The 24,807-nt window shown below is 62.9% G+C and carries 24 protein-coding genes; 14 read left to right on the top strand and 10 right to left on the bottom strand.

Annotated elements, in window-relative coordinates; all coding sequences use genetic code 11:
• Positions 1-6: 6 nt before the first annotated feature.
• The 3 genes from ACTIGC_RS01690 to ilvD are packed head-to-tail and all read left to right on the top strand — an operon-like array spanning position 7 to position 3,961.
• Positions 7-954, top strand: coding sequence for a homoserine kinase (locus ACTIGC_RS01690; protein ID WP_439632760.1), 948 nt, complete (start codon positions 7-9; stop codon positions 952-954).
• Positions 951-2,270, top strand: a complete 1,320-nt coding sequence (gene thrC / locus ACTIGC_RS01685; protein ID WP_439632759.1) for a threonine synthase — start codon at positions 951-953, stop codon at positions 2,268-2,270. Before ACTIGC_RS01690 ends, thrC begins: the two co-directional genes overlap by 4 nt.
• Positions 2,270-3,961: a dihydroxy-acid dehydratase gene (ilvD, locus tag ACTIGC_RS01680; protein ID WP_439632758.1), complete on the top strand. Its 1,692-nt coding sequence runs from the start codon at positions 2,270-2,272 to the stop codon at positions 3,959-3,961. Before thrC ends, ilvD begins: the two co-directional genes overlap by 1 nt.
• On the opposite strand, the gene ACTIGC_RS01675 is transcribed toward ilvD, so the two are convergent.
• Positions 3,958-5,091, bottom strand: a complete 1,134-nt coding sequence (locus ACTIGC_RS01675) for a lycopene cyclase family protein (protein ID WP_439632757.1) — start codon at positions 5,089-5,091, stop codon at positions 3,958-3,960. The genes ilvD and ACTIGC_RS01675 overlap by 4 nt on opposite strands.
• A 78-nt stretch (positions 5,092-5,169) precedes the next feature.
• Between ACTIGC_RS01675 and ACTIGC_RS01670 the strand changes: the two genes are divergently transcribed.
• The 4 genes from ACTIGC_RS01670 (at position 5,170) to ACTIGC_RS01655 (ending at position 9,943) form a co-directional block, all read left to right on the top strand.
• A complete protein-coding gene (locus ACTIGC_RS01670) occupies positions 5,170-6,072 on the top strand; it encodes an alpha/beta fold hydrolase (protein ID WP_439632756.1) in 903 nt (300 codons plus the stop codon).
• 24 nt (positions 6,073-6,096) lie between these two features.
• Positions 6,097-8,016 (top strand): N-acyl-D-amino-acid deacylase family protein, encoded by a 1,920-nt coding sequence (locus ACTIGC_RS01665; protein WP_439632755.1) that lies wholly within the window; start codon positions 6,097-6,099, stop codon positions 8,014-8,016.
• A gap of 82 nt (positions 8,017-8,098) precedes the next feature.
• Entirely contained in the window at positions 8,099-8,797 is a 699-nt protein-coding gene (locus tag ACTIGC_RS01660) for a DUF4197 domain-containing protein (protein WP_439632754.1), read from the top strand.
• A gap of 9 nt (positions 8,798-8,806) precedes the next feature.
• Positions 8,807-9,943: a pyridoxal phosphate-dependent aminotransferase gene (locus ACTIGC_RS01655; protein ID WP_439632753.1), complete on the top strand. Its 1,137-nt coding sequence runs from the start codon at positions 8,807-8,809 to the stop codon at positions 9,941-9,943.
• Between the two features lie 276 nt (positions 9,944-10,219).
• Here ACTIGC_RS01655 and ACTIGC_RS01650 read toward each other — a convergent pair whose 3' ends face one another.
• Complete coding sequence (locus tag ACTIGC_RS01650) at positions 10,220-11,137, bottom strand: acyl-CoA thioesterase (RefSeq protein ID WP_439632752.1); 918 nt, start codon at positions 11,135-11,137, stop codon at positions 10,220-10,222.
• Positions 11,138-11,312: 175 nt separating this feature from the next.
• Here ACTIGC_RS01650 and ACTIGC_RS01645 point away from each other — a divergent pair, with 175 nt between their 5' ends.
• Positions 11,313-12,086 carry an EAL domain-containing protein gene (locus ACTIGC_RS01645; RefSeq protein ID WP_439632751.1) on the top strand — a complete coding sequence of 258 codons (774 nt, stop codon included), beginning with the start codon at positions 11,313-11,315 and terminating at the stop codon, positions 12,084-12,086.
• Here the strand turns inward: ACTIGC_RS01645 and ACTIGC_RS01640 are convergent.
• Genes ACTIGC_RS01640 through ACTIGC_RS01630 form a run of 3 tightly spaced genes read right to left on the bottom strand, consistent with a single transcriptional unit; the run spans position 12,083 to position 16,842 of the window.
• Positions 12,083-13,279: an osmoprotectant NAGGN system M42 family peptidase gene (locus tag ACTIGC_RS01640; RefSeq protein ID WP_439632750.1), complete on the bottom strand. Its 1,197-nt coding sequence runs from the start codon at positions 13,277-13,279 to the stop codon at positions 12,083-12,085. The genes ACTIGC_RS01645 and ACTIGC_RS01640 overlap by 4 nt on opposite strands.
• Positions 13,276-15,045, bottom strand: coding sequence for an N-acetylglutaminylglutamine synthetase (ngg, locus tag ACTIGC_RS01635; protein WP_439632749.1), 1,770 nt, complete (start codon positions 15,043-15,045; stop codon positions 13,276-13,278). Before ngg ends, ACTIGC_RS01640 begins: the two co-directional genes overlap by 4 nt.
• Before the next feature lie 24 nt (positions 15,046-15,069).
• The gene (locus tag ACTIGC_RS01630; protein WP_439632748.1) at positions 15,070-16,842 is read right to left on the bottom strand and encodes an N-acetylglutaminylglutamine amidotransferase; all 1,773 of its coding nucleotides are present in this window, start codon (positions 16,840-16,842) and stop codon (positions 15,070-15,072) included.
• Positions 16,843-17,091: 249 nt separating this feature from the next.
• Here ACTIGC_RS01630 and ACTIGC_RS01625 point away from each other — a divergent pair, with 249 nt between their 5' ends.
• The 3 genes from ACTIGC_RS01625 to ACTIGC_RS01615 all read left to right on the top strand — a co-directional run bounded on the left by ACTIGC_RS01625 (position 17,092) and on the right by ACTIGC_RS01615 (position 18,705).
• A complete protein-coding gene (locus ACTIGC_RS01625; RefSeq protein WP_439632747.1) occupies positions 17,092-17,277 on the top strand; it encodes a CsbD family protein in 186 nt (61 codons plus the stop codon).
• Positions 17,278-17,431: 154 nt separating this feature from the next.
• Entirely contained in the window at positions 17,432-18,184 is a 753-nt protein-coding gene (locus ACTIGC_RS01620) for a Crp/Fnr family transcriptional regulator (protein WP_439632746.1), read from the top strand.
• A 95-nt stretch (positions 18,185-18,279) separates the two neighbouring features.
• Positions 18,280-18,705, top strand: a complete 426-nt coding sequence (locus ACTIGC_RS01615; protein WP_439632745.1) for a hypothetical protein — start codon at positions 18,280-18,282, stop codon at positions 18,703-18,705.
• A gap of 57 nt (positions 18,706-18,762) precedes the next feature.
• On the opposite strand, the gene ACTIGC_RS01610 is transcribed toward ACTIGC_RS01615, so the two are convergent.
• The 3 genes from ACTIGC_RS01610 to ACTIGC_RS01600 all read right to left on the bottom strand — a co-directional run bounded on the left by ACTIGC_RS01610 (position 18,763) and on the right by ACTIGC_RS01600 (position 20,648).
• Positions 18,763-19,542 carry a PRC-barrel domain-containing protein gene (locus ACTIGC_RS01610; protein ID WP_439632744.1) on the bottom strand — a complete coding sequence of 260 codons (780 nt, stop codon included), beginning with the start codon at positions 19,540-19,542 and terminating at the stop codon, positions 18,763-18,765.
• Between the two features lie 143 nt (positions 19,543-19,685).
• The gene (locus ACTIGC_RS01605) at positions 19,686-19,859 is read right to left on the bottom strand and encodes a DUF1328 domain-containing protein (protein WP_439632743.1); all 174 of its coding nucleotides are present in this window, start codon (positions 19,857-19,859) and stop codon (positions 19,686-19,688) included.
• Between the two features lie 18 nt (positions 19,860-19,877).
• Entirely contained in the window at positions 19,878-20,648 is a 771-nt protein-coding gene (locus ACTIGC_RS01600) for a response regulator (protein ID WP_439632742.1), read from the bottom strand.
• Between the two features lie 202 nt (positions 20,649-20,850).
• Here ACTIGC_RS01600 and ACTIGC_RS01595 point away from each other — a divergent pair, with 202 nt between their 5' ends.
• The 3 genes from ACTIGC_RS01595 to ACTIGC_RS01585 all read left to right on the top strand — a co-directional run bounded on the left by ACTIGC_RS01595 (position 20,851) and on the right by ACTIGC_RS01585 (position 23,444).
• On the top strand, positions 20,851-21,060 hold the full coding sequence (locus tag ACTIGC_RS01595) for a NepR family anti-sigma factor (protein ID WP_439632741.1): 210 nt from the start codon (positions 20,851-20,853) through the stop codon (positions 21,058-21,060).
• 3 nt (positions 21,061-21,063) lie between these two features.
• Positions 21,064-21,687 carry a sigma-70 family RNA polymerase sigma factor gene (locus ACTIGC_RS01590; protein ID WP_439632740.1) on the top strand — a complete coding sequence of 208 codons (624 nt, stop codon included), beginning with the start codon at positions 21,064-21,066 and terminating at the stop codon, positions 21,685-21,687.
• 92 nt (positions 21,688-21,779) lie between these two features.
• Positions 21,780-23,444 carry a sensor histidine kinase gene (locus tag ACTIGC_RS01585; RefSeq protein WP_439632739.1) on the top strand — a complete coding sequence of 555 codons (1,665 nt, stop codon included), beginning with the start codon at positions 21,780-21,782 and terminating at the stop codon, positions 23,442-23,444.
• Between the two features lie 7 nt (positions 23,445-23,451).
• Here ACTIGC_RS01585 and ACTIGC_RS01580 read toward each other — a convergent pair whose 3' ends face one another.
• Positions 23,452-24,060, bottom strand: coding sequence for a hypothetical protein (locus ACTIGC_RS01580; RefSeq protein ID WP_439632738.1), 609 nt, complete (start codon positions 24,058-24,060; stop codon positions 23,452-23,454).
• Between the two features lie 55 nt (positions 24,061-24,115).
• Positions 24,116-24,805, bottom strand: coding sequence for a gamma-glutamyl-gamma-aminobutyrate hydrolase family protein (locus tag ACTIGC_RS01575; RefSeq protein WP_439632737.1), 690 nt, complete (start codon positions 24,803-24,805; stop codon positions 24,116-24,118).
• Between the last annotated feature and the right edge of the window lie 2 nt (positions 24,806-24,807).

Below are 24,807 nucleotides of genomic sequence, written 5' to 3'. Positions count from 1 at the left end.
CGCGCGATGACAGACATCGCAAGAGCGAGTGCGCCGGCCAGTATCGGCAATGTCGGGCCGGGGTTTGATATTCTGGGCCAGGCCTTCGACGCCCTTCAGGACGTGGTCACGGCGCGGCGCGAGGCCGAGCCCGGCGTGCGGCTTGGCAAGGTGTCCGGCCGGCTGAAGAGCCTGCCCGATTCCCCCGAGCGCAATACCGCGCTGGCGGCGGCCAAAGCCCTTCTGGATGATGCCGGAGCTGATTTCGGCGTAAGGCTGGACATAGACAAAGGCGTCCCGCTCAGCGCCGGCATGGGCGGGTCTGCTGCCTCGGCGGTTGCGGCCGCTGTTGCCGTCAACGCCCTGCTCGACAAGCCCTATCCTCATGCAGAGCTTTTGCCCTTCGGCCTTGAGGGCGAGCGCGTATCGTCTGATCCGCCGCCCTGGGACAATGTCATGGCAAGCCTTCTGGGCGGGCTGGTTATTGCCGCCAGGCTGGACGCCTCTCAGGTGCGGCGCATACCGGCGCCATCGGGCCTTGTCTCCATCGTTGCCCACCCGGATGCCGAAATCGAGACACGCGCCGCGCGCGGGATACTGCGTCCGTCCGTGGCCATGGAGACGGTTGTCGAACATTCGCGCAGGCTGGCTGCCTTTGTCGCGGGCTGCGCAGCAGACGATAATGATCTGATCCGTGCCGGACTGGATGATGTGCTGGTCGAGCCCCAGCGCCGCTATCTGCTGCCCGCCCTCCCGGCCGTGAAAGCTGCCGCCTTGCAGGCCGGTGCGCTTGGCTGTTCATTCTCCGGGTCGGGACCGTCCATGTTTGCCTGGTGCCAGGAGGGCGACCGTGACCGTGTTGAAGAGGCCATGCGCGCGGCTTTCGCCGCCGCAGGCCAGTCGGCGCGCACCTATCACGCCGCGATAAACTCGCGCGGCGCTAGGCTCGAGCCGGTATCGGAGGCGGTGGGGTGAAATACGTCTCAACGCGCGGCAGCCAGCCTGCCCGGCTGAGCGAGGCGATATGCCAGGGCAGTGCGCCGGGAGGCGGGCTGTTCATCCCGCAATCGCTGCCGCGGATGACCCTTGAGGATCTGGGTCCGGACCTGTCACTGGCAGGCCTTGCGGAGAGGCTTCTCGGCCCTTTCTTCGAGGACGACGCACTGGAAGCTCATTTGCCGTCCCTGTGCGCGGGCGCTTTTGACTTTCCCGTCCCCCTCACGATTCCCGACCCGGCGAGACCCGGCCTGCGGGCGCTGGAGCTGTTTCACGGGCCTACCGGCGCGTTCAAGGATTTCGGCACACGCTTCCTGATGGGTGCTCTGGATCATCTGGGCGCTGAAGATGATCCGTTTACGGTTCTGGTGGCCACTTCCGGGGATACTGGCGGCGCAGCAGCCCAGGCAGCAGAGGGCCGCAAGGGTGTGCGGCTGGCGGTGCTGTACCCGGAAGGACGGGTGTCCCGGTTCCAGGAACACCAGCTGACCTGCTGGAATGATCCGGTACGCGCCTACCGCGTCAGCGGCGATTTCGACGCCTGCCAGGCCCTTGTAAAGCAGGCGTTTGCCGACGAAACGCTGGTGCGCCGGTTCCGGCTGACATCAGCCAACTCCATCAATATCGTGCGGCTATTACCACAAATGGTCTATCTGGCAGACGCGGCGCTAAAAGCATGGCGCGCCAGCGGCACTGTCCCGGGACTGATTATCCCCAGCGGCAATCTCGGGCACGGACTGGCGGCGCTATATGCGCGGTCCATGGGCCTGCCCATCGGCCCGGTGGTCATCGCGACCAATGCCAATGCCACCTTGCACGAATGGAACCAGACCGGCGTATACCGGCCGCGTCCTTCGGTCGCGACGCTGGCGAACGCGATGGACATCGGCACGCCCAGCAATTTCGAGCGGCTCGATCATCTGGCATCAGACCAGCGCGCTATCAGCGTTGAACTTGTCGATGACGACGCCATCCGCGCCCGGATCCGGAACGATTTTGAGCGGACAGGCTATATATGGTGCCCGCACTCCGCCATCGCGGCAGAGGCCTGGCACCGCCTGCCTGAAGCCGCGCGTGAACAGCGCGTCTGGATCGCGGCGGCAACCGCTCACCCTTACAAGTTTGCCGATATCGTCGAACCTCTAATCGGACAGGCTATCGAGCCCAGCACGCCGCTGAAAGCCGTGATCGACCGCCCGTCGAGAGTTGATGAGCTGGCAGCGAATTCCGGCGCACTGGCCAACGCGCTGGCCGCGGCCTTTCCGTACACGCAAGCAGCAGCAGGACACGTATAATGGCGAGGCGCCCCTCTTCACCGTCGCGAACACTTGTCGAAGGGCCTAGCCGCGCGCCGGCACGGGCCATGTTACGGGCTGCGGGCTATGACGATGCGGCGATGGCGAAACCCATGATCGCCATTGTGAATACCTGGACCAGCGTCACTCCTTGCAACATGCATCTGAACCGGCTGGCTGACTACGCGCGCGAGGGCATCATCGCAGCCGGTGGCACGCCGGTGGATTTCAACACCATCGTGGTCACTGACGGCATCGCGATGGGTACTGAGGGCATGCGCGCCAGCCTGATGAGCCGGGAATGTGTGGCCGATTCAGCCGAACTGGCCGTACGGGGACATTGCCTCGATGCGGTCCTGTTCCTGGCCGGATGCGACAAGACTATCCCGGCCGCTGCCATGGCCGCAGCACGTCTCGATCTGCCGAGTGTCGTGCTCTATGGCGGATCGATCATGCCGGGGAAGCTGCACGGCAAGGCAGTCACTATCCAGGACGTGTTCGAGGCGGTCGGCGCGTGCGCTGCTGGCAAGATCAGCGAGGACGAACTTGGCGAGGTAGAGCGGCAAGCCTGCCCCGGCGCAGGCGCGTGCGGCGGGCAGTTCACCGCCAATACGATGGCACTGGCCCTGACCGTTCTGGGCCTTTCTCCGATGGGGCTCAATGATATTCCGGCAACGGATCCCAGAAAGCCCGATGCCGCCCGGCGCGCCGGGGAGCTGGTCGTCGAAGCCTTCCGTGAGGGGCGTAATGCCAGACAGTATGTTACCCCTCAATCACTCAAGAACGCCGCCGCCGCCGTCAGCGCCACTGCCGGGTCGACCAATGCCGTCCTGCACCTTGTGGCGATAGCGCGCGAGGCCGGTCTGGGACCTGAGGCCTTTGGCATTGATGATTTTGACGCGATCTCGCGCCAGACCCCCGTCATCGCCGATCTGAAGCCCGGCGGACGCTATATGGCACCGGACATGACAAGGGCGGGCGGCACCGCCCTCCTCGCCCGAAGGCTGATGGAAGCGGGCAAGATCACCGACGCGCCCACCATTACCGGCGATAGCCTGTTCGGGCTTGCCGCCCACGCGCAAGAGGCCGAAGGCCAGGACGTCATCCTTACAGCGGACAAACCTCTCAAGGCGCGCGGCGGGTTCGGAATATTATACGGCGATCTGGCCCCGAAGGGCTGCGTTGCCAAGCTGGCAGGCCATGACCGTCTGGCATTTGAGGGTCCGGCGCGCGTGTTCGACAGCGAGGATGCCTGCTTTGCCGCCGTTCAGTCCGGGCACATCGCAAAAGGCGATGTGGTGGTGATCCGCTATGAAGGGCCCGCCGGCGGGCCCGGCATGCGCGAAATGCTGGCCGTCACGGCTGCCCTGCAGGGTGCAGGGCTTGGCGATGATGTTGCCCTGATCACGGATGGACGCTTTTCCGGGGCCACTTACGGCTTCATGGTCGGCCATGTCGCGCCCGAAGCGGCCCATGGCGGTCCGATTGCCTTCCTGCGCGACGGTGACCGCATACGCATCGAAGTGGAAGCCCAGCGAATTGACGTGGACGCCGATCTGGAAGCGCGCGCGGCGGAAGGCTTTACGCCGCCCGCACCACGCTACCCGTCCGGTGCCTATGCCAAGTATGCGGCGCTGGTATCATCGGCATCCGATGGCGCGGTGACGTCCTTCCCGTTCGCCAGCGCCTAGCGGCTGGCCCAGAGTAGATTCAACGCGCCGCGAACCGTGCCGGCCCCGCCCAGTGACCTCACAAGGCCGTCTCCAGCCGTCCTCTCGGCCATCGTGACAAGCCGGGCGGGGCGGGACATCAGGCGGTTAATGACGGCGTGGCCAGCCAGCCAGGCCAGCACAGGCTGCACATGAAGGCCGGGCGGCTGGCGGCCATCGACAAGCGCGCCAAAGGCCGGTTCAACCCAGGCAAGTGCCCGGTGCGCATCGCGTCCCGGCGCGCCGACAAGGGCAAGGCCCGCCCCGCGGCTGGCAGAGAGGTGGGCCGGGCCAGCCATTAGCGGCCAATGGTCAGACAGCCCCAGAGGGCTGGCGCTGCGCGTGCGCACACCGGTATCAGCAGCACCGCCCCCGGTAATACGCTCTAGCGCGCCGTCGAACTCGGGGCGGCGCTCATCACCTGAAGGCGCTATGCGAACGGCCTCCACGACCGCCTGATCAGGGGCCAGAGGCAGAATGGTCTCAAAAGCCAGGGCGCGGCCCTCCTGGCGCAGGCGATGCACCAGAATAGCCGTGTCAGGCGCAAAGCAAGCAGAGCCGGCACGGACTTCAGCGCGCACGCCTGTGCGCACCCAGCGCGCGGCGTCCATCAGCTCTGCTCCGGCGGGCCGGGTGTCGATCACCCGCAGGGCGGTCAACGTGCCATCAGAGGTTTCCAGCCGGACGAAACCGGATGCCCTGTACATCGCGTTCACGGTGACTCCGGTGCGCAGCTCAACATCCTGGCTGGCTTGAATCGTATCCACCGCCCGTTGAACCACCGTCTCGCTGCGCATGAGGCCGTAGCGGCCGTCTGCAAACCGGCGCCCGGCCGTGAGATTGCCTCCGCCCACCTGCCAGGCTGGCCAGCTGGCGGCGAAGGCGGTCCTTGGCTTTCCCGCCTCATACCAGCTCCAGCTGCGACCTGATAAATTGATTGCGGCGGCCTGCTCCAGCACCTCGACCCGCATGCGGCGGCGGCCCGAAACGGCCAGACGCTCTGCCAGCATAAGGCCGGCAAGCCCTGCACCGATAATGATGACATCCACATCGGGGCGCACGCGCAAGACCTCCAGACAGGTTCGCCCACCATTCCCAATACGGGCGCGCACCGCAATACGGCAAAACCTGTTGAGTGATGTGTCAGTGAACAATAGTCTGAAGCGAAAAGCATGACGGGAGGAGACCGCATGGCCGCAAGGCCGAGCCTGGAAGACTGGCGCAAGACCGCCCAGCGCCATGAGTGGCGCGGGCACGAAATCGCGTTCTGGCAGGGCGGCGACTGGTCCGACGCGTCAAAGCCGGTCCTGATGCTCGTTCACGGCTTTCCCACCGCCAGCTGGGACTGGGTGGATATGTGGGAGCCGCTAAGCGCCCGTTTCCGCCTGCTCGCGCCGGACATGATCGGGTTCGGCTTCTCGGCGAAGCCCCCGTCCTATGACTATTCCATCCGTGATCAGGCCGACCTGCATGCGGGCCTGTGCGCGGCGCTAGGGATCGCCGAATGCCACGTACTGGCGCATGATTATGGCGATACGGTCGCGCAGGAATTGCTCGCCCGGCATAACAAAAGCGAAGGCGGGACGCCCAAGCTGCAATCGGTCGTGTTCCTGAATGGCGGCCTCTTCCCGGAGACCCACCACGCGACCTTCAACCAGAAGCTCCTGCATTCGCCGATCGGCTTTCTGGTCTCGCGCCTGATGACGGAGAAGCGTTTCCGCAAGGGCTTCTCCGAAGTGTTCGGACCCGACACCCAGCCCGATAATGCGGCGCTCAAGGACTTCTGGACGCTGGTGACCGCCAATGGTGGCATGCCGGCCATTGGCCACAAGCTGATCCGCTATATCGCCGAGCGGCGCGAGAACCGCGAGCGCTGGGTAGGCGCACTGCAGGAGGCGCAAATCCGCTTGCGGGTCATCGATGGCGGGGCTGATCCGGTATCAGGCGCACACATGGTCGCGCGCTATCGCGAGCTGGTGCCGGACCCCGACACGGTGATCCTTGAGGGCATCGGCCACTACCCGCAGGTGGAGGCGCCGGACGCGGTGCTGGCCGCCTTTCTGGATTTCCACGGCATGCCGCAAACTCTTTAGAGCAACAAAACAAGGGAGGCCCTGATGGCCGCCAGACGCGAATGGGACACACTGATCCGGGGCGGCCTCGTCATTGACGGGACCGGCGCCATGCCGGTGACCGGCGATGTCGCCATTAAGGATGGCCGGATCGCCGCGCGCGGGACAGGGCTTGATCCGGCCATGGCGACAGACGTCATCGAGGCGGATGGAAAGTGGGTGATGCCGGGGCTGCTCGACATCCACACCCATTTCGACCTTGAGGTTGAGCTTGATCCGGGCCTGCCCGAAGCGGTGCGTCACGGCACCACCACCGTGCTCATGTCCAACTGCTCGCTGGGCATCTGCTTTGGCCATCAGCGCCGCAATGGCGAGGACCCGATCGTCGATTGCTTTGCGCGCGTGGAGAACATGCCAAAGCACGTGCTGAAAAAAGCTGCCGACCTCGCGACCTGGACGACGACGGCTGAGTATCTGGACCATCTCGATACGCTGAAACTCGGCATCAATGTCATCCCGATGGTGCCGCACTCCATGCTGCGCGCCGAGGTGATGGGGCTCAGGGAAAGCGTCACGCGTGATCCGCGCGAAGACGAGCTGCAGAAGATGGAGAGCCTTTTGGAGACCGCTATGGGCGAGGGCTATGTCGGCTTCTCCACCGACGCCCTGCCCTTCCACTTCCTCGCCGAAGACCCGCACCGCAAGACCAAAATCCCCTCCCAGTTCGGCAGCTACTCCGAATTGAAGCGCCTGACGGCGATCCTGCGCCGCTGGGACAGGCTGTGGCAGGCGACCCCGCCAAAGGACAATCCGGCCGAAGTGTTCCGCAACTTCCTGCTGACCAGCGGACGCGCGCACGGCAAACCACTGAAAGTCACCGCCGTCGCCGCGATGGACGTCGCCGCAAACCGCAACCTGGTAAAGCTTGCGAAAATCCTCACCCGGCTTCTCAACTCCAGCCTCTTCAAGGGGCATTTCCGCTTTCAGGCTCTCGCCGCCCCCTTCCGGCTCTACTGGGACGGGCCGGTCAATCCGCTGGCCGAGGAAATCCCCGAACTGCGCGCGCTTAACGAGCCTGATCTTGAAGACCGCGAGGCGCGCCAGCGCATTCTTGCTGACCCGGACTATCAGGCGCGCTTTGCCGCCATGTGGATGCACGGCAAGCAGGGCGGGCTGGCTGGTTTCAAGCGCAAGATGCGCGCCGAGCAGATGGCGTTCGACCGCGACATGGCGCAGATGGTCTTCCATTCAGGCTGCCCGGCCGACTGGGTGGGCGAAACCTTCGAGGATGTGTTCCGGCGCTATCAGGTTAGCTTTGGCATGCCGGACGTCATCCGCTCCGAGGAGGAGCGCGCGGCGTTTGATGCCCTGCCGCTGATGGCGACCACGCCGGATGTCGGCGAGCCCTACTTCGTGCTTGGCCTGTTCCAGCTTTACGACACCGATCTGCGCTGGTGGACGATCTCTGCCAACCGGGACATGGAGGTGGTGAAGAAGCTGCTGGTTGATCCGCAGATATTCCCCGGCTTCAACGATTCCGGTGCGCACCTGACCAATATGGCCTTCTATGACGGCAATTTGCGTTGCCTGCAGCTGGCGCAGGCCGACGGCATGGAGCGCGTCGCCGCGCAGGTCAAACGCCTGACGCGTGATCCGGCAGACTTCATCGGCATCGAGGCGGGGCGGATCGAAACCGGCGATGTCGCCGATATCGCGATCATCGACCCTGAGGCCCTCAAGACCTACGATTCCGATGCCGGGCTGCAATTCATCCATCGCGACGTGTTCGACCACGAGCAGCTGGTGAACCGTTCTGACGGTGTGGTAACCCACGTGCTGGTCGGTGGCGGGCTGGTGTGGACCAAGAACGGCTTTACCAAGGATCATGGCACGACGAAGCTGGGCCGGGCGCTGCGCCACCGTGATGCAGGCGCGGCGGGTGCCGACAAAATCGCGGCGGAATAAATAGGCTCCGGTTTTTCTGTCAGCCCCCGTTCATCGGCGTATAGTCACTCTTGCACGCATCAAGGGCTGAGGAGCTATACCAATGGACCGCCGCACATTTCTGGCCACGGGGCTGGCCTTCGCAATCACGCCTGCGGGCTTTGCGCAAGCCGATGGCGGCGCGGCCATCCGCCAGCTTCTCACCACCGCCACCGAAGCGGCGACCACGCGGCTTGGCCGGCGTGACGGCTTCTTTGGCGATCCGGTGGTGCGCATACCCCTGCCCGGCACGATGCGCAGCGCGCAGCAGCGCCTGCAACCGCTGGGTCTCGCCGGACCGCTCGATGATGTGGAGATGCGGATGAACCGCGCGGCGGAACAGGCCATGCCGCCTGCCCGCCGCCTTGTTGTGGATGCCATTCGCTCCCTGACGATCCAGGATGCCGCCTCGATCTTGCGTGGGCCGGATACGGCCGCCACGCAGTACTTGAGAGGCCGCACTGAAACGCCGCTGACGCGTCTCTTACGCCCACCCATGGAGGAAACGCTCACCGCATCCGGCGCGTATTCCGCGCTCGATGGCGCGTCGAGCCTTGTGACCCAGCGCTCAGGCCTTGGCGGGCTGTTTGGGCGCGGCGGCGGGAACAGCCCGGCGGCTAGTTTGCGCGGTCAGTTGACCGACTTTGCCGTGGAGCGCGCGCTGGGCGGCATCTTCCACTATGTTGGTGAGGAGGAGCGCTCCATCCGGCGCGATCCGGTGCGCCGTGCATCGGGGCTTTTGCGGGGGCTGTTTGGCGGCTAGACAGGCCGCATGACGACACGCATCGAACCCTTCAAGGCCATCGCCATTTCAGAGCTTGCCCACCGGCTGAAAGCCGAAGGCAAACCCGTCATCCATATGGAGTTTGGCCAGCCCTCCACCGGCGCGCCCAAAGCCGCGATAGAGGCCGCGCACCGCGTGCTCGACAGTGATGCGATGAGCTATTGGGAAAGCGCGCCGCTACGTGCCCGCATCGCCGCGCAGTATCATGAGGCCTATGGTCTCGAAGTCGCGCCGGAGCGGGTGATCCTCACCGCAGGCGCCTCGCCTGCGCTGCTGCTATCCATGCTGGCGGGGTTTGAAGCCGGAGACCGGATAGCCATGGCGCGCCCCGGCTATGTTGCCTATCGCAACACCTCGCGCGCCATCCATCTGGAGCCGGTCGAGATCGATTGCGGGCCGGAGACGCGCTACCAGCTCAGTGCGCAGATGATTGCGGAGATGGACCCGGCGCCTGCGGGCATTCTCATCGCCAGCCCGGCCAATCCTACCGGCACCATCCTGCCACCGGAAGAACTCGCCGCCATCGCTGAAGTCTGCAAGGCGCGCGGCATACGGATCATCTCCGACGAGATCTATCACGGCATCGCTTACGGCAAGCCGACGCCCAGCGTTCTGGAGTTCGATGATGAGGCTTTCATCGTCAACAGCTTCTCCAAATACTATTCCATGGTGGGCTGGCGGCTGGGCTGGGTGATCGCGCCTGCGGACAAGGCCGACACGGTGCGCGCCTATCGCGGCAATCTCTTCCTCTCCCCGCCTTCCTTAAGCCAGCACGCGGCGCTCGCCGCGATGGACTGCCGCGAGGAGCTGGAAGCCCATGTGGAGACCTACCGCGCTAACCGGGCCGCTCTGCTGGAGGCCCTGCCGCGCATGGGGCTGAGCTCAATCGCGCCGCCGGACGGGGCCTTCTACATCTGGGCCGATATCAGCCATCTGACCGATAATTCGCTGGCCTTCTGCGAGCGCCTCCTGCGCGACACCTTTGTGGCCACCGCGCCTGGGCTCGATTTCGATCCGGTCAATGGCCACCGCTTTATGCGGTTCAGCTTCGCGGTATCGACGCCGGAGGTGAAGGAGGCGATTTCCCGCATGGAGCCTTGGTTCGCGGCGTTGAGAAGCTCTTGAGGTGTCATGGCCCGGCTTGTCCGGGCCACCCATTTTCTCTTGATGCTCCGCACATCCGTGCGTCGCTCCTCGCATTAGCTCGGGCGCGCGTTCGCGCTTGCGGCGGTGCGCGCCGGGGAGCCAGTCCGGCCCCGGCAGGGGTCGCAAGGCCGACCGGCTGCCCGCGACTTTTCGCGGAACATCGCACCGCGGATGCGTTGCGGAACTAAAAGAGGCATGGGTCCCCCGGACCGCTTCGCGGCCGGAGGATGACAATGTGCGAGGATCTTCCCAGCCCTACTTCTTGCGTACCCGGATCAGGCCTTCCTGTGCGGTAGAAGCGACCAGCCTGCCATCGCGGGTGAAGAGCCGACCCCGGTTAAAGCCACGTCCGCCGCCCGCCCACGGGCTGTCCGTGGTGTAGAGCAGCCATTCATCCATGCGTACACGCCCATGGAACCAGACAGCATGGTCAAGGCTCGCTGACTGCAGGCCCGGCGATACCCAGCTGACCCCGTGCGGCTGCATGGACGTGCCCAGCAGCGCCATATCGGACGCATAGGCGAGGGCCGCCTGGTGCAGTAACGGATCATCGCCCAGATTGCCGCGCACACGAAACCAGATATGGCGCACGGGATCGAGCTTTGGCGGATTGCCGGGCGACCACGGGCCGACAGGGCGCAGCTCTATCGGGCGCGGGCGGGTGACCATGTTGAAGAAGGCTTCCGGCAGGGAATCCTTCTGCTCCAGCGCCAGTTCAGCTTCGCTTTTGAGTTCTTCCGGACCCGGAACCTCCGGCATGTCATCCGAATGGGAGAGGCCTTCCTCGTGGCGCTGGAAGGAGGCCGCCATGTTGAGGATGGGCTGGCCCTTCTGCATGGCGATCACACGGCGGGTGGAGAAGCTGCCGCCATCAAAATCGCGCTCCACGCGGAAGATGATGGGGTAGTCCTCATTGCCCGCGCGCATGAAATAGGCGTGCAGCGAGTGAGCTACGCGGTCCGGATCGACCGATGCTGCCGCGCTGCGCAGTGCCTGGCCCACCACCTGTCCGCCAAACACGCGGCCCTTGCCACCGGGATTGCGCGGGCCCCGATAGAGATCGGTGTCCAGCTCTTCAACGGTCAGCAACTGGGCCAAACCATCGGCGAGCCCCTGCACATCCTGACTGTCGACGGGAAAGGGCTCGGCGGCGCGGGCGGGATCATATTTCATGGGGCAATATCCAGTTTATGCTGCAATGCAGAAGGTATCTTAGCAGTTTTCGCCGCAACGCAAGCCCTGTTAAGCCTGGCAGGCAGCGGGCCCCGCCGATGCCTGTTAACTGTAAGAATTTATTATAATTGTGAAGCTAAGGTTGAGGACGATTTCAGCTTTACGGATCAGCCTTATGCCCTGTTCTGCATGCCGCGACGGCGTCAAGGCGCCCTTCGATTTCACCATGGCGTTTCATCCGATCATCGACATCCGGGCCCACCGGGTGTGGGCCTATGAAGCGCTGGTTCGGGGTCCGGAAGGCCAGGGAGCGGGTTGGGTCCTTGATCAGGTGACAGCCGAGAACCGCTACGCGTTCGACCAGTCCTGCCGGGTAAAAGCCATCGAGATGGCAGCAGCGCTGTTCAACGAGGCCGACGGCCCGATCCTGTCCATCAACTTTCTGCCGAACGCCGTCTATGTGCCAGCCGCCTGCATCCGCGCCACACTGGACGCCGCAGACCGGACCGGCTTCCCGGTCAACCGGATCATGCTGGAATTTACTGAAGGCGAAAAAATGGAGGACGTGGATCACGTCAAATCCATTATCCGCGAGTATCAGGCCCGTAATCTCATCACCGCCATTGATGATTTCGGGGCCGGGTTTTCCGGCCTCGGCCTGCTGGCAGAGTTCCGCCCTGACGTCATCAAGCTGGATATGGGGCTGGTGCGCAATGTGCACGCCGACAAGGGCCGGAATGCCATCCTTAAAGGGATAGTTGCGACCGCCGGGCTTCTCGATCTGAAAGTTGTCGCCGAAGGTATCGAAACCGTCGAAGAGTTTCATGCGCTTCAGTCGCTTGGCATTGATCTGATGCAAGGCTTCCTTTTTGCCCGCCCGCAAATCGCCGGCCTGCCGGACATCAGCTGGCCGGAGCCGGCCCCTGTCGGGCTGGCAGCTGCGGGTTAGTTCTGGCCGCCTTCAGACGGGCGCTCCGGTGCATCATCGCGCCCATCCCAGCTTTCCTCATTGGCCGGGTCCATGGGCAGGCCGGTAAAGCCTTTGAGCGAATCGGTGAGCGGTTCGGCGTCGCGGCGAATCTCCACGCGCGATGCGGCATAGGCATGAATCAGGCGCGCCACTGAGTGCAAGGCATGCATGTGGATGCGCTCATAACCGTGGCTGGCGTCTATGCCGAACGTGACCAGCGCCGTTCGTACATCGGCCCCGGATTCAATCGCCGCCGCCGAATCCGAGCGATAATACCGGAAAATGTCGCGCTGATGGTCGATCTCTTCCTCCCGGCACAGGCGCAACAGTTTCTGGGTGAGGTGATAGTCAAACGGCCCGGTCTGGTCGGCCATCGCTATGGTGACACCAAACTCCCGGCTATTCTGTCCAGGCGCGGTGGTGCCATTATCGATGGTCACCATGGAGGCAATGTCGTGCGTAAGAACCGAGCTTGCGCCATGGCCCACCTCCTCGGTCACTGAAATCAGGAAATAGGTATCGACCGCCAGTTGCACTTCGCCCTCAACCAGGGCCTTGATGGCGCCAAACATCGCCGCGACACCGGCCTTGTCGTCTAGATGGCGCGAAACCACAAAGCCGTTATCGAGAAACTCCGGCTGCGGATCAATGGCTACAAAGTCTCCGATATTGAAGCCCGTAACAGCCAGATCTTCCGCATTCTCAGCCACTATGTCAGGGCGCAATTCGACCTGACACCAGGCCACGGGCTGAGTGTCGACTTCGTCATTGAAGGTGTGGCCAGACGCCTTGAGCGGCAGGATCGTACCCCGGAACGCGCCGTGCCCGGCGGTAAAGACCGTGCAGCGCGCGCCTTCTGCAAAGCGCGAGGACCAGTGCCCGATCGGCACCAGCTCCATGCGTCCGTTCTCTTTGAGGAATTTCACCTGCGCGCCTAGCGTGTCGACATGCGCGATAAGGGCGCGGGCCGGCTGCCGGCGGCCACCCTGCAGCCGGGCGCGGATCGCGCCGCGGCGCGTTATCTCGTAGCTGACACCCAGGCGCTCCAGTTCAGCGCAACACACCCGTGTCACCGCATCGGTGTAGCCGGTCGGGCTTGGAGTCTCGAGTAAGGTCTTGAGAAAGCCTGCAATATAGGTGTCGTCGATAAGGGGCATGACGCTATTCTTCATTCAGGGCGCCTCGCCGACAGCGGAAACAGCAGGTCGATGAAGCGCTCGGCAGTGGGCTGGGGCTCGTGATTGGCAAGACCCGGCCGCTCATTGGCTTCGATGAAGACATGATGAGTGCCTGCCGGATCGGTGACGATAAAGTCCATGCCAGCCACGGGTATATCAATGGCGCGCGCCGCCTTCAGGGCACTGGCCGCAATAGCCGGGCCAAGCTCCGCGGTCACGTCGTGCAGCGTGCCGCCCGTGTGCAGATTGGCCGTCCGGCGCACACGCAGTTGCTCGCCGCGCGGCAAAACATCATCCAGGCTGTAGCCACCTGCCCGTACACAGCGGTCCGTCTCCTCGTCAAGCGGGATGCGGGACTCTCCTTGCGTGGCCGCCGACCGGCGCCGGGACAAACGCTCTATCAGCTGACGGATGGTGCGCTCGCCATCGCCGAGAATTTCAGGCGGCTTGCGCAGCGCAGCCGCGACCACCTCGTCATTTATCACCACCACGCGCAAATCATCGCCCTGCACGCACTCTTCGATCAGAATGTGGGGGCCAGTCGACGCGGCCTGCTTCAGTGCGGCATCCATATCAGCGAGCGTCTCGATGCCGACCACGACGCCGCGCCCCTGCTCCCCCCGCGCGGGCTTGACCACCACCGAGCCGCACGCCTCAAGAAATGCCGCACGGTCGGCTTCGCTGGCAGTTGCGCTGAGCTGGCGCGGAACCGGAACCCCGGCCGCTTCCATCAGCCGGCGCGTCACGGCCTTGTCATCGCAACGGCTCATCGCCACCGCCGTCGTCAGTTCGGACAAGGATTCCCGGCAGGTTACCGCCCTGCCGCCCCAGCTCAGCCTGAAGAAGCCGCCTTCCGCGTCCAGCACTTCGATGCCGATACCGCGCCGCCGGGCTTCATCAATAATGATGCGGGCATAAGGGTTGAGCTGTTCTTCCGGAGACGGACCGATGAAAAGCTTTTCATTGATCGTGTTCTTGCGCTTGAGCGTGAACACAGGGATGCGCTTGAAACCAAGCTTCTCGTAGAGCGCTATCGCGGATTCATTGTCGTGAAGCACGGAGAGATCCAGAAACGCCGCACCGCGGGCCTGGAAAAGCTCCGCCAGGCGGCGCACAAGAGCTTCTCCAATGCCGGGCTGGCTGGCACGCGGGTCCACCGCCAGGCACCAGAGCGAGGAGCCGTGCGCGGGGTCATTGAAGGCCCGGCTGTGGTCGACACCGGTGACGGCCCCCAGAATTTCGCCCGTTTCATCGTGTTCGACTACCAGAACTGTCAGTGTGCGGCTGTCGCGCTGGCGCCAGAAAAATTCTGGTTCCACGGGCACCATGCCGCGTGCCCGGTAGATCCGGTTTACCGCCTTGGCATCCGCTTCGGAACATAACCGCCGGACAAAATAGCCGCGAACAGGGGTGCGGCGTGGGCGGTAGGTGGCAAGATCAAGCCTGTAGGTATGCGACGGATCGAGAAACAGCTCCTGCGGCGCAGCGGCCAGCACCACATGAGGGTCACGGATGTAGAAGGCGATGTCGCGCTTTGCGCTTTCCTCGCTGCGTAGAACGTCCACCAGCTCGTCGGCGGTTTCAAAGGTCTGGGCAAAGGCCAGCCGCCCCCAGCCACAATCAACGACAACATTGGCAGGCAGAGAGGGGGGCGCCGCATCGTCCGCACCCGGAACAGCAGCACGCATGGACTGATCGCGCATACGCTTCAGGCGGTGACCCATCGGGTTGCGTTTGCCGGACTTGCGTGGCTGGCTCATGTGCCGCCTCCGATCACATCCCGATTACACATTATGCGCTTCAAGCCACATGGCGAGCAAGCCGATCTGGTAAAGCTTCGAGCCGCGTAAAGGCGTGATATGGGCCTCCGGATCAGCCAGAAGCCTGTCGACATAGCCATCCTGCACAATGCCGCGCGACCGGAAGCTGTCTGATGTGACAGCGTCACGAACCCGCTCCAGATACGGGCCGCGCAGATATTTCAGGGCCGGCACCGGGAAATATCCCTTGGGCCTGTCGATGACCTCGGACGGGATCACGTCGCGCCCGACATCCTTCAGTATGCCCTTGCCTCCGTCTGCGATTTTCAGCTCGGCAGGCACGCGCGCCGCCAGCTCCACCACTTCATAATCAAGGAAAGGCACGCGCGCCTCCAGCCCAAACGCCATGGTCATGTTGTCGACCCGCTTTACAGGGTCGTCGATCAGCATGATCTCGGTATCGATGCGCAAGGCCTTGTCTATCGGCCGCTCCGCCCCGCCTTTCGCGAAGTGCTGGGCGACGAACTTGCGGGCGAGATCACCATCGGCCCATCCATCATGCAGCAGCTCGCCCATTTCCGCGCTGTCACGGTCAAAGAAGGCCTTGGCGTAGGTCTCGACGGCGTCGTTCGCGTCCAGCATGGGCGGATACCAGTGATATCCAGCAAAAATTTCATCAGCACCCTGACCGGACTGAACGACCTTTACGTGTTTTGACACCTCTTCGCTGAGAAGGAAGAAACCCACGCAGTCATGGCTGGTCATTGGCTCGCTCATGGCGCCGATCGCGCGTTCCAGCGCGGGCAATGCGCGGGCGGTATCAATGCGGATCTGATGATGATCGGTCTGGAAGCGTTGCGCTATGATGTCCGAGTACTGAAACTCATCGCCGGCTTCTTCACCTACGCTCTCAAAGCCGATGGAGAAGGTCTTCAGGCCCGTCTGCCCGGCCTCGGCCAACAAGCCGACAATCAGCGAGCTGTCGAGCCCGCCCGACAACAATACGCCGACCGGCACATCCGCAACGAGACGCCGCTTAACCGCCAGGCGCATCGCATCGGCGACACGCTCTTTCCACTCGCCGCGCGACAGACCGGCTTCGTCATCGCGCGGGCCGAAGGGCAATGTCCAGAAACGGCGCTCGGAGCGCGTGCCGTCAGGCTCGATCCTCAGCAGTGTTGCCGGGGGCAGCTTGCGCACGCCCTTCAATATCGTCCACGGCGCCGGGACAACAGCATGGAAGGAGAAATAGAAATTGAGCGCCTGGGGGTCCAGCGAGGTGTCGATATCGCCAAAGGCCAGCAGCGCGGGCAGGCTCGATGCAAAGCGGAACGCGCCTTTTGTCTCGTTATAATAGAGGGGTTTGATGCCCAGACGATCGCGTCCAATCAGTACACGTCCTGAATCGCGCTCGACAATGGAGAAGGCGAACATGCCATTAAGACGCTGGACGAAATCCTCGCCCCAGGCGTGATAGCCCTTGAGCAGCACTTCGGTGTCGCCGTCTGAAAAGAAGCGGTAGCCCTTGGCCTCCAGCTCCGCGCGCAGCTCCTTATGGTTATAGATGCAGCCATTGAACACGCCCGACAGTCCAAGCTCGGAATCGACCATGGGCTGCTGTGCGGCATCGGTAAGATCGATGATCTTGAGACGCCGGTGACCAAGGGCAGCCGCGCCTTGAACATAGAGACCGCCCGCATCCGGTCCGCGCGGCGTCATCCGGCCGGTGACCACCCCAAGCGCGGAGATATCGGCAGGCTCTCCGTCAAAACGCAATTCACCGGCAATACCGCACATACAAAATGCCTCCTGAAATCAATACTGTTGAAAAATCCGGATGATCGGCCGGACCCCACGATGAGTTTTCCAGATATGATGTCACAGACGAAGTTCAACCGTATGCGGCGAATCCGCAAACAGCTGCCCTCCTCACTGTAGACCATCTAACGCGGCACTTTCCAACGCGATCCCTGCCATCTGCCAGTTTTTTGGCGGAACTGCCTGGCGTGAGCAGCGTTACCGACGGGGCATGGTAAGGAGAACCAGATGAATTCCGATGAAATCAAAGGCAAGTGGAAGCAGCTGACCGGCGACATCAAGAGCCGTTGGGGCAAGCTGACCGATGACGACCTGAAACAGATTGATGGCGAGAAGGACAAGCTCGTCGGCAAGCTACAGGAGCGCTACGGAAAGAGTCGTGAAGAGGTGGAGAAGGAACTGGAAGACCTGTAGTTTTCCTATTCTGTCTTGACTGCATGTTCCCATGCGCCCGCCGGTCCGGCGGGCGCATTTGCATTGGGCCTCCGGAACCGGGCTTCGCGCTGAGACGTATATCTTCAGGTCGTCCGGGCCGTTGCGCGGGCGGTCACAACGGAGATACCCCCTGATGACAAGTCCTCTCATCTTGCGCCTGCGCCATCATGGCAGGCTGAGTGACCGCGCTGCACAAGCGCTGCTCGCCTGCAGAAAACGCAACCGTCTGGTGGAGCCAGGTCACTGCCTTATGCGGCAGGGGGAGAAAACGGACTCGCTTTTCTGGATCGAAAGCGGCTGGGCGATGCGTCACCGCAATCTGGCCAATGGCCGGCGCCAGATACTGAACATGCTGCTGCCCGGCGACATCTGCGATCTTCAAGGCCTGATCGACACCCGGGCTGACCATTCCGTCAAGACGATGACCGCTGTCATGCTGTGCGAAGTGGATTCTGCGCGGTTTCTGGAGTTGCTCCACGGCGATCCGGAAGTGGCAACCTCGCTTTTGTGGAGCGTGGTTCAGGAAGAGGGCATTCTGCGCGAGCACATCGTGCGCATCGGGCGGCGTAGCGCGCGTGTCCGGCTGGCGCATTTGCTGCTCGAACTAGTGCGGCGTCAGGCGCTTGGCGGCGGTCCCAGCGACGGGCTTATCGAGGTGGCGCTGACCCGCGAGGTGATGGCTGACTGCCTTGGCCTGACACCTGTCCACGTCTCGCGCACGTTAAGTGAATTGCGGCGTGAGGGTCTGGTTGTCCTGGAAGCACAAGGTCGGCTGCGGATCACCGACATCGACGCGCTGGCGCGCGAAGCCGACTACGATACCCGCTATCTGCATCTGGCCCGGCCCGACCATGCGCTGGACCTCGCAGGCGCAGGGCAGGCATGAGGTAGCCAGACAATCTATGTTAGCGCGCCTCACGCGCGCGATTGCTAAGGGGAATGGGCGTCAAACAAAGGAGCAGGCGGCAATGCCGTCAGCCAATGCCCGTTACCAAACTCCCCCTCGCCATCCGTCTTCACAGGTACGGATTCCTGCTGACCGCTGATCTGGCCGCCGCCGGCCTTGTGCTCAGCCGGCTCCTGGCAGATACGCCCGCCAACGACCCGGATGCGCAGCTGGCCAGCACCGAGCGCGAGCTGTTCCGTCAGTTTACATCCCGGCTGCAGTACGCCAGCCCGGTGGCCAACACCAATCTGCGGTCATTTCCAGCGTCGGCCCCGGCAAGCCCTGCCTCGTTTGCGGCAGCCCTGTGGGGCCTGCCATTTACGGCAAGAGCCCTGCTGATACTCGTGTGTGTAGAAGGTTTCTCGCTGGCCGAGGCCGCATTCATTCTCGACCTGCCCCTGCACCGGGCCGAGCAGTCCATGTTGAGCGGCCTGTTCACCCTGCAGCCCGGCACGGAATAAAAAAGGCCCCCGCGCATTGCTGCACAGGGGCCATTCTGGTGCGGAGGCCTATTCTATCTAGCGGGCATCATCTGCCGCAGTAATACGCTGGATATCAGCCTCGGTGATCGACCGGGCGTGTACTTCCCAGCTGTCACCATTGTGCTCAAGTGACAGGGTGGAAAAGGCCACACGGCCCGTTTCACCCAGCATGTTGAAGAAGCCGTTATCGCGTACAATGGCGTACTCGGCCCGGCCATCTGCGCTCAGTTCCACATCGCGGATGACCGCGATGGCTTCACCGTTTGCGCCGTGGACTTCCGCGCCTGAAAGGTCAGAATAGTAAAGTGCCGTATCGGAGCGCTCTTCAACCAGTTCGAGCGACATGGCCGAACGCTGGCCCTCTGCCACGGCTTCCATCTGGGCCGCGGTGACATTGGCCTCGACGACAATCTCGCCGTCGTCCAGATCATGGCGAACCGACGCCGACACGGCATCAACTTCAACCTCGTCACCGAACACACCCAGGAAACCGCCATGGGCGACCACGATAGCCTCGATCTCGCCATCCGTGCTCATGCGGAGGTCACGGATCGGCGCCGAGCCACCTTCATATTGAAGGTCGGTAGAGGTCAGGGTCCGCGCCGTCAGGCGCGTACGGTCGGGAAGGATGGCGTTGCTCAGTGCATCGCCAGTTTCAGATGCCCAATTTCCGGCACGGTCAGCGCGGTCTTCAGCCCATTCACGCGCTTCCTGCGTGCGGTCCGGGTTCCCCGCAGGGGGATTGTCTGCAAAGGCTATCGGCGACAGAAGGCCGCCCGTGGCAATAATCGTGCATGCTTTCAGAAACATTTTCATGTCCACCTCCATATAAAAAGGAGCCGAAAGCTCCCAGGTAGACAAACGCTGAATTCCCTGCCTCCGTTCCGGAATAATCCATAAAAAAGCCAGATCACAACCTATGTTATGATCTGGCTTGGAATAGTCTTAATTTTTAGAATTTATACAGGCGGGCGTCCACGAAATGCCTGTATGACCGCTGACAAGACAGCAAGCGCCAACGCGATAACAAACAGCACCTGAGCGATCGTCGCGGCCGCTCCGGCAAGTGTCATGAAGCCCAATACCGCGCACACAATGGCGATTATCAGGAACAGTAGGGCCCAGCCAAACATGGTCTTATCCCTTCCAGCTCAAGAGGCTTCAGCGGGTTCCGCCGCAAAAAACAGCGCCTGGCTGATCGTCGCGGCGACGGTTTCCGGCATAAACGGCTTGGTAATGAGATAGGTCGGCTCCGGGCGCTCGCCGGTGAGCAGACGCTCAGGATACGCGGTGATGAAGATCACGGGTACGTCCTGAGCGGCGAGTATGTCACGTACCGCATCAATGCCTGAAGAATTATCGGCCAGCTGAATGTCGGCGAGCACCAGGCCGGGGCGATGCTGCTGCGCCTTTTGCACGGCCTCGCTGCGTGTGCGGGCGGTATCACAGACGCGGTGACCCAGGCGCTCGACCACGGTGGCAAGATCGAGGGCGATAATCGGCTCGTCCTCAATAATGAGTACCGAGGTTGCAAGCCCCTGCTCCAGCTCTTTCTGCGCGCTTACCAGAGCGCCCTCCGCCTGCTCCTTGCTAATGCGCATGATGGTGGCGGCATCTTCAACGCTGAACCCCTCGACCGAGGTGAGCAGCATCACCTGACGATGAAGGGGGGTTATCTCAGACAGGCGCCTGTCCAGCGTCGACGTGAACTCCGAGCCTCCCGAGCTATCCCAGGTGGCGTGGAAAAGCTGATAGAGCGCGATCTTCGGACTTTGCTCCCGGTCAAAACCCTGCGGATTGGCCAGAACAGCCTCCAGGCAAGCGCGTACGTAAGCATCCCCGCTTGTCTGGGACCCGGTCAGAATACGGGCATAGCGCCGCAAATATGGCAGATGCGGGCGAATAGCATTCGAAAAACTCATCAGTCTCCTCCGGACGGAACCTGTGCTGATAACGCGCGCGGCCGATACCCGTTCCATCGCAGCTGACAATTGCAGCTGATCAACGGAACCCCTTTCATGCAGGCGCGTTGTGTGCCTCGATGGGGACGATACAACAAGATGCTTCAGGCGCTATGCGGTACTGCCGTGCAGCCGGAATCAAGCATAACCGCAAAGAGCAAGTATGAGTGCAATGAACAAGTCTGATGACAAACCGGATGCGCAGGCGGTCAAGAGCCGTCAGCGTGTCATAGGTGCGCGCCTCCAGGCCGTATACGACGATGTCGTGCGTCAAGGCGTGCCGGACGATTTCGAGCAGATGCTGGCGGCGCTGGACGAGCTGGACGAGCAGAGCGGCTCGGTGAAGAACGGCTCCAACGGGAATGAGGGCTGACACATGGTTAGCCCTGATAGCGATACGGCCGCAGACGCGCCTGCCGAACCCTTGCCCGTCGCTGAATTCAAGCGGGAAATGGCTGAAGCCATTCCCTATATGCGCGCTTTTGCGCGGTCGCTGACAGGCGATGACAGCGCGGCAGACGATCTGACCCAGGATGCGCTGATGAAAGCCTGGAATGCGCGCAAGCGCTTTCGCGCAGGATCAAACTTCCGGGCATGGATATTCACGATTGTTCGTAACCAGTTTTACTCGAATTGCAGGAGGAGCTGGCGCCAGGTGGCCTGGGACCAGGAACAGGCGGACCGCACGCTGACAGGCCCCTCGTCAATGAACGGCGTAATGGAGCTGGACGAAACGCGCCGCGCCCTGCTCGAGCTTCCCGACGACCAGCGCGAGGCGATCATCCTGGTCGGAGCGGGCGGCTTTTCCTACGAAGAAGCTGCCAATATCTGCGGCTGCGCGGTCGGAACCGTGAAAAGCCGGGTCAGCCGGGCGCGCGCTGCATTGGCCGCTATACTGGAATCTGGACCCAAGCAGCGCTCTGCAGGCGACGACATAAAGCCCTCTGAATCGGCTGATCTGATCATGGCCGAGGTCAAATCCCTCACGTCGGGGGCCTGACGGTATTGCTGGGGGGCGTCTCGGAAGCACTGGAAAACGGATCGCGCAGAGGTCTGCGGATACAGCTGCTGGCTGTCCTGGTCCTCGCGCTCATGCCCTTGCTCGTCCTGTCGAGCGTCCAGGGCCTGATGGAGTATGAGCAGCAGCGCGAACGCGAAATTGACCGCCTGCATGCAGCAGCCCTTACCGCATCAGAAGCCATCACGGCAGCCTTTTCGCGTGCCGATGGCAAGGCAGGGGCCATTGCCTCCTGGTCTTTTGCGCTGATGGACGACCCGGCCGCGTGCGAACGGACACTCCAGCACATGACGCAGGCAGACGACACGGTCTCGAACATCGCCGTTCTGGATGCGGAGGGCGGGCTAGTCTGCTCTGCCGTGCCGCCTGCCAATAACGAACGCAATTTCAGCTCGAGGGACTGGTTTCAGGCGTTACGTGACGGCGCGGACAGGACCCATAGCGATGTCGTTTTTGGCGCAATGTCCCAGCGCCAGGTCGTGTTGACCGTACGGCGCCTGCGCGCAGCCCCTGCGATTGACGGGACAGAGTCAGACACGTTTGCCGGTGTAGTTGCGGTTGCAACGGACATGAATGCCGCGGCACGCCTTGTCCGGCGCGAACGGCTCAGCGCAGACGCACAGATCGCGCTGATCAGCCGCCAGGGCGCGTTGAAACTAGAAGGCAGCGGCATCAATGATGACCTGTTCGAGAATGTTGCTGTCGGCACACTTCTGGAACAGGCCCGGCCCGGTGAGGCGATCCGCGCGCAAGGCACAGGCGTGCGGTCCGGTTATGAAGTGATCGTTGCCTCGCTGATCCCCGAACGGCTCGGCGTCGCTATCGCGGCACCGGCGCGCGTGTTTGAGAACTGGAGCGGGATCAGCGTCATCAGCACGTTCGCGATACCGGCCCTCATGACCTTGCTGGTGCTGGTGTGTGTCTGGGTGGCGGTGGACTACTTCATCCTGCGCTGGCTGACCTATCTGCAGCGTATCGCACAGCTATACGCTGCAGGGCGTCTGGATCTGGTGCCGCAGCGTGCGCGCAAGGCCCCGCGGGAGGTGGCGCGGCTTGCAGCAGTGATGGAACAGATGGCAGCCTCGCTGGACGAGCAACGTACGGAGCTTGCAGACGCCGTTGACCAGCGCTCGGGCCTGCTCCGGGAAATTCATCACCGGGTCAAGAATAACCTCCAGGTCATTGTCAGCCTTCTGAACCTGCAATCTGGCCGGATAAGCGATCCGGCAGCGGCAGAGGCACTGATGGATGCACGCCGGCGAATCAATGCGCTCGCCCTGGTTCACCGCAGTCTCTACGAGACCGATGACCTGCGATTCATTGAGGTTGCCCCGTTCCTGAATGATCTGATCCGCAATCTCGGCGACGTTCTGGGCGGACATGACAGCAAGATCAGGGTGGATGTGGATTGCGAGGAGCTGGCATTGAGCCCCGACCAGGCAGCACCCTTGGCCCTGTTCGTGACCGAAGCGGTCACCAATGCCTTCAAACACGCTTTCTCGGGCCGGGATTCGGGGCGCATCCTGGTGCGCCTGACGTGCGGAGAAGACGATCAGTGCCTGATTTCGATTGGCGATGACGGCACCGGCGTTAATCCTTCGGCCAGTGCCGGCACGGGTTCATCCCTGATGCACGCTTTTGCCCAGCAGTTGGGCGGCCAATTTGAAACCCGTGTCAGCGAGCTGGGCGGCTATGAGGCTGCCGTGGACTTCCCCATAAGCAAGAGTTGGGACGACTAGCCCTTACTCAGATGGTGCCGAGATTGCAGGTGCGCACGATGACCAGCCCTGTCTCTCGGACAAAAGCAGCGCACGAGGACGGGACAGGCTGCATACCGCCGCCAGCGCCACCAAGGCGAACCATCAGCACCAGCCCGGCGCCCGGCTCTGCCGCGAGACTTTCCACCTCTCCGAACCGATGGCCCCGGTCGGTGATGACCGGAGCGCCAGCAAGCGCCGCCTGGTCGCTATCGGCAATCTCCACGCTTGATGACATCTGCTGTGCCAGCAGGGCGCCCTCACTGTAGGCGGCAAGAGCGATGCCGCGTTCGGGATCGATATGGATGTCGGCTGCATCGACACGGGCAGGGAGTGTAGGTACGAACCGCGCTGCGGTGCGCGAACCGGCGCCAACGCGCACGGTAAATGCGACAGGCGAACCTGCCTCGCCATAATGCACCTGATCGATATAGGCGCGCCCTTCGGCAAGCTGGACGCGCATGCCCTCGAGCGCATCTGCAGGCGCTGCAGACGCAGCCAGGACGCCGCTGCGCCCGGTTTGCGGGTCAGCGAGCATCACCGCTGTGCTGGCGGCAAGACCTGTCAGCGCTGCGGCGATTGTCGATCCGATAGCCATGTGCATCGCGCTATACCTCCAATGTGGAGGTAAACGCGCCTGCCGCCATCAGGTTTCAATTATCTGTCTGGTTCGAGGGCCTGCAGGCATCCACAAACCGCCGGAACAGACGGCGCATATCCTTGCGATGGGGCAAAAGCTCGGGATGAAACTGAACACCGAAGCGCAGCACGTCCCCGTGCGCTTCGATGGCCTGCACGCCGCCCCCTTCTCCGCAGGCGGCCGCCCTGAAGCCCGGCGCCACATTACGTACGGCTCGCCGGTGCAGGCTGTTCACCCGCAGCGACCCTGGACCAAACACGCGGGCCAGGAAGGTTTCAGGTAACACCTCGACCGGCTTGCGGAACAGCGCATAGCCGACCGGGCCGCTCGGCCAGTTTTTCGTTACCTCAGGGTCGAGGCGTTGATGAAGGTCGCCGCCCGCCTTCACATTGAGCATTTGCAGCCCGCGGCAAATGCCCATCACGGGTATGGACCTCTCAAACGCAACATCCAGCCACGCCAGCTCGAGCTCGTCCCGCTGCAGGTCGAACTGGCTTTCGACCTCGATCTCAGCGTTGTAACGGCTGGGATGTATGTCCAGACCGCCCAGCAGGATCAGCCCGTCAATATGGCGCTCTCGCGTACCGGGCGGTTTGCGCAGGCGTACTGGCTTGCCACCCGAAAAGCGGATGACGAGTGAGGTCAGGGCGCCGACCAGCCGGTCACCGTCCGGAGCGCCGATATATCCGATAACAGGTTTCAACA

Source organism: Glycocaulis sp., from assembly GCF_051859565.1.
Lineage (GTDB): Bacteria > Pseudomonadota > Alphaproteobacteria > Caulobacterales > Maricaulaceae > Glycocaulis.
This window is presented reverse-complemented; position numbering and strand designations above follow the sequence as displayed.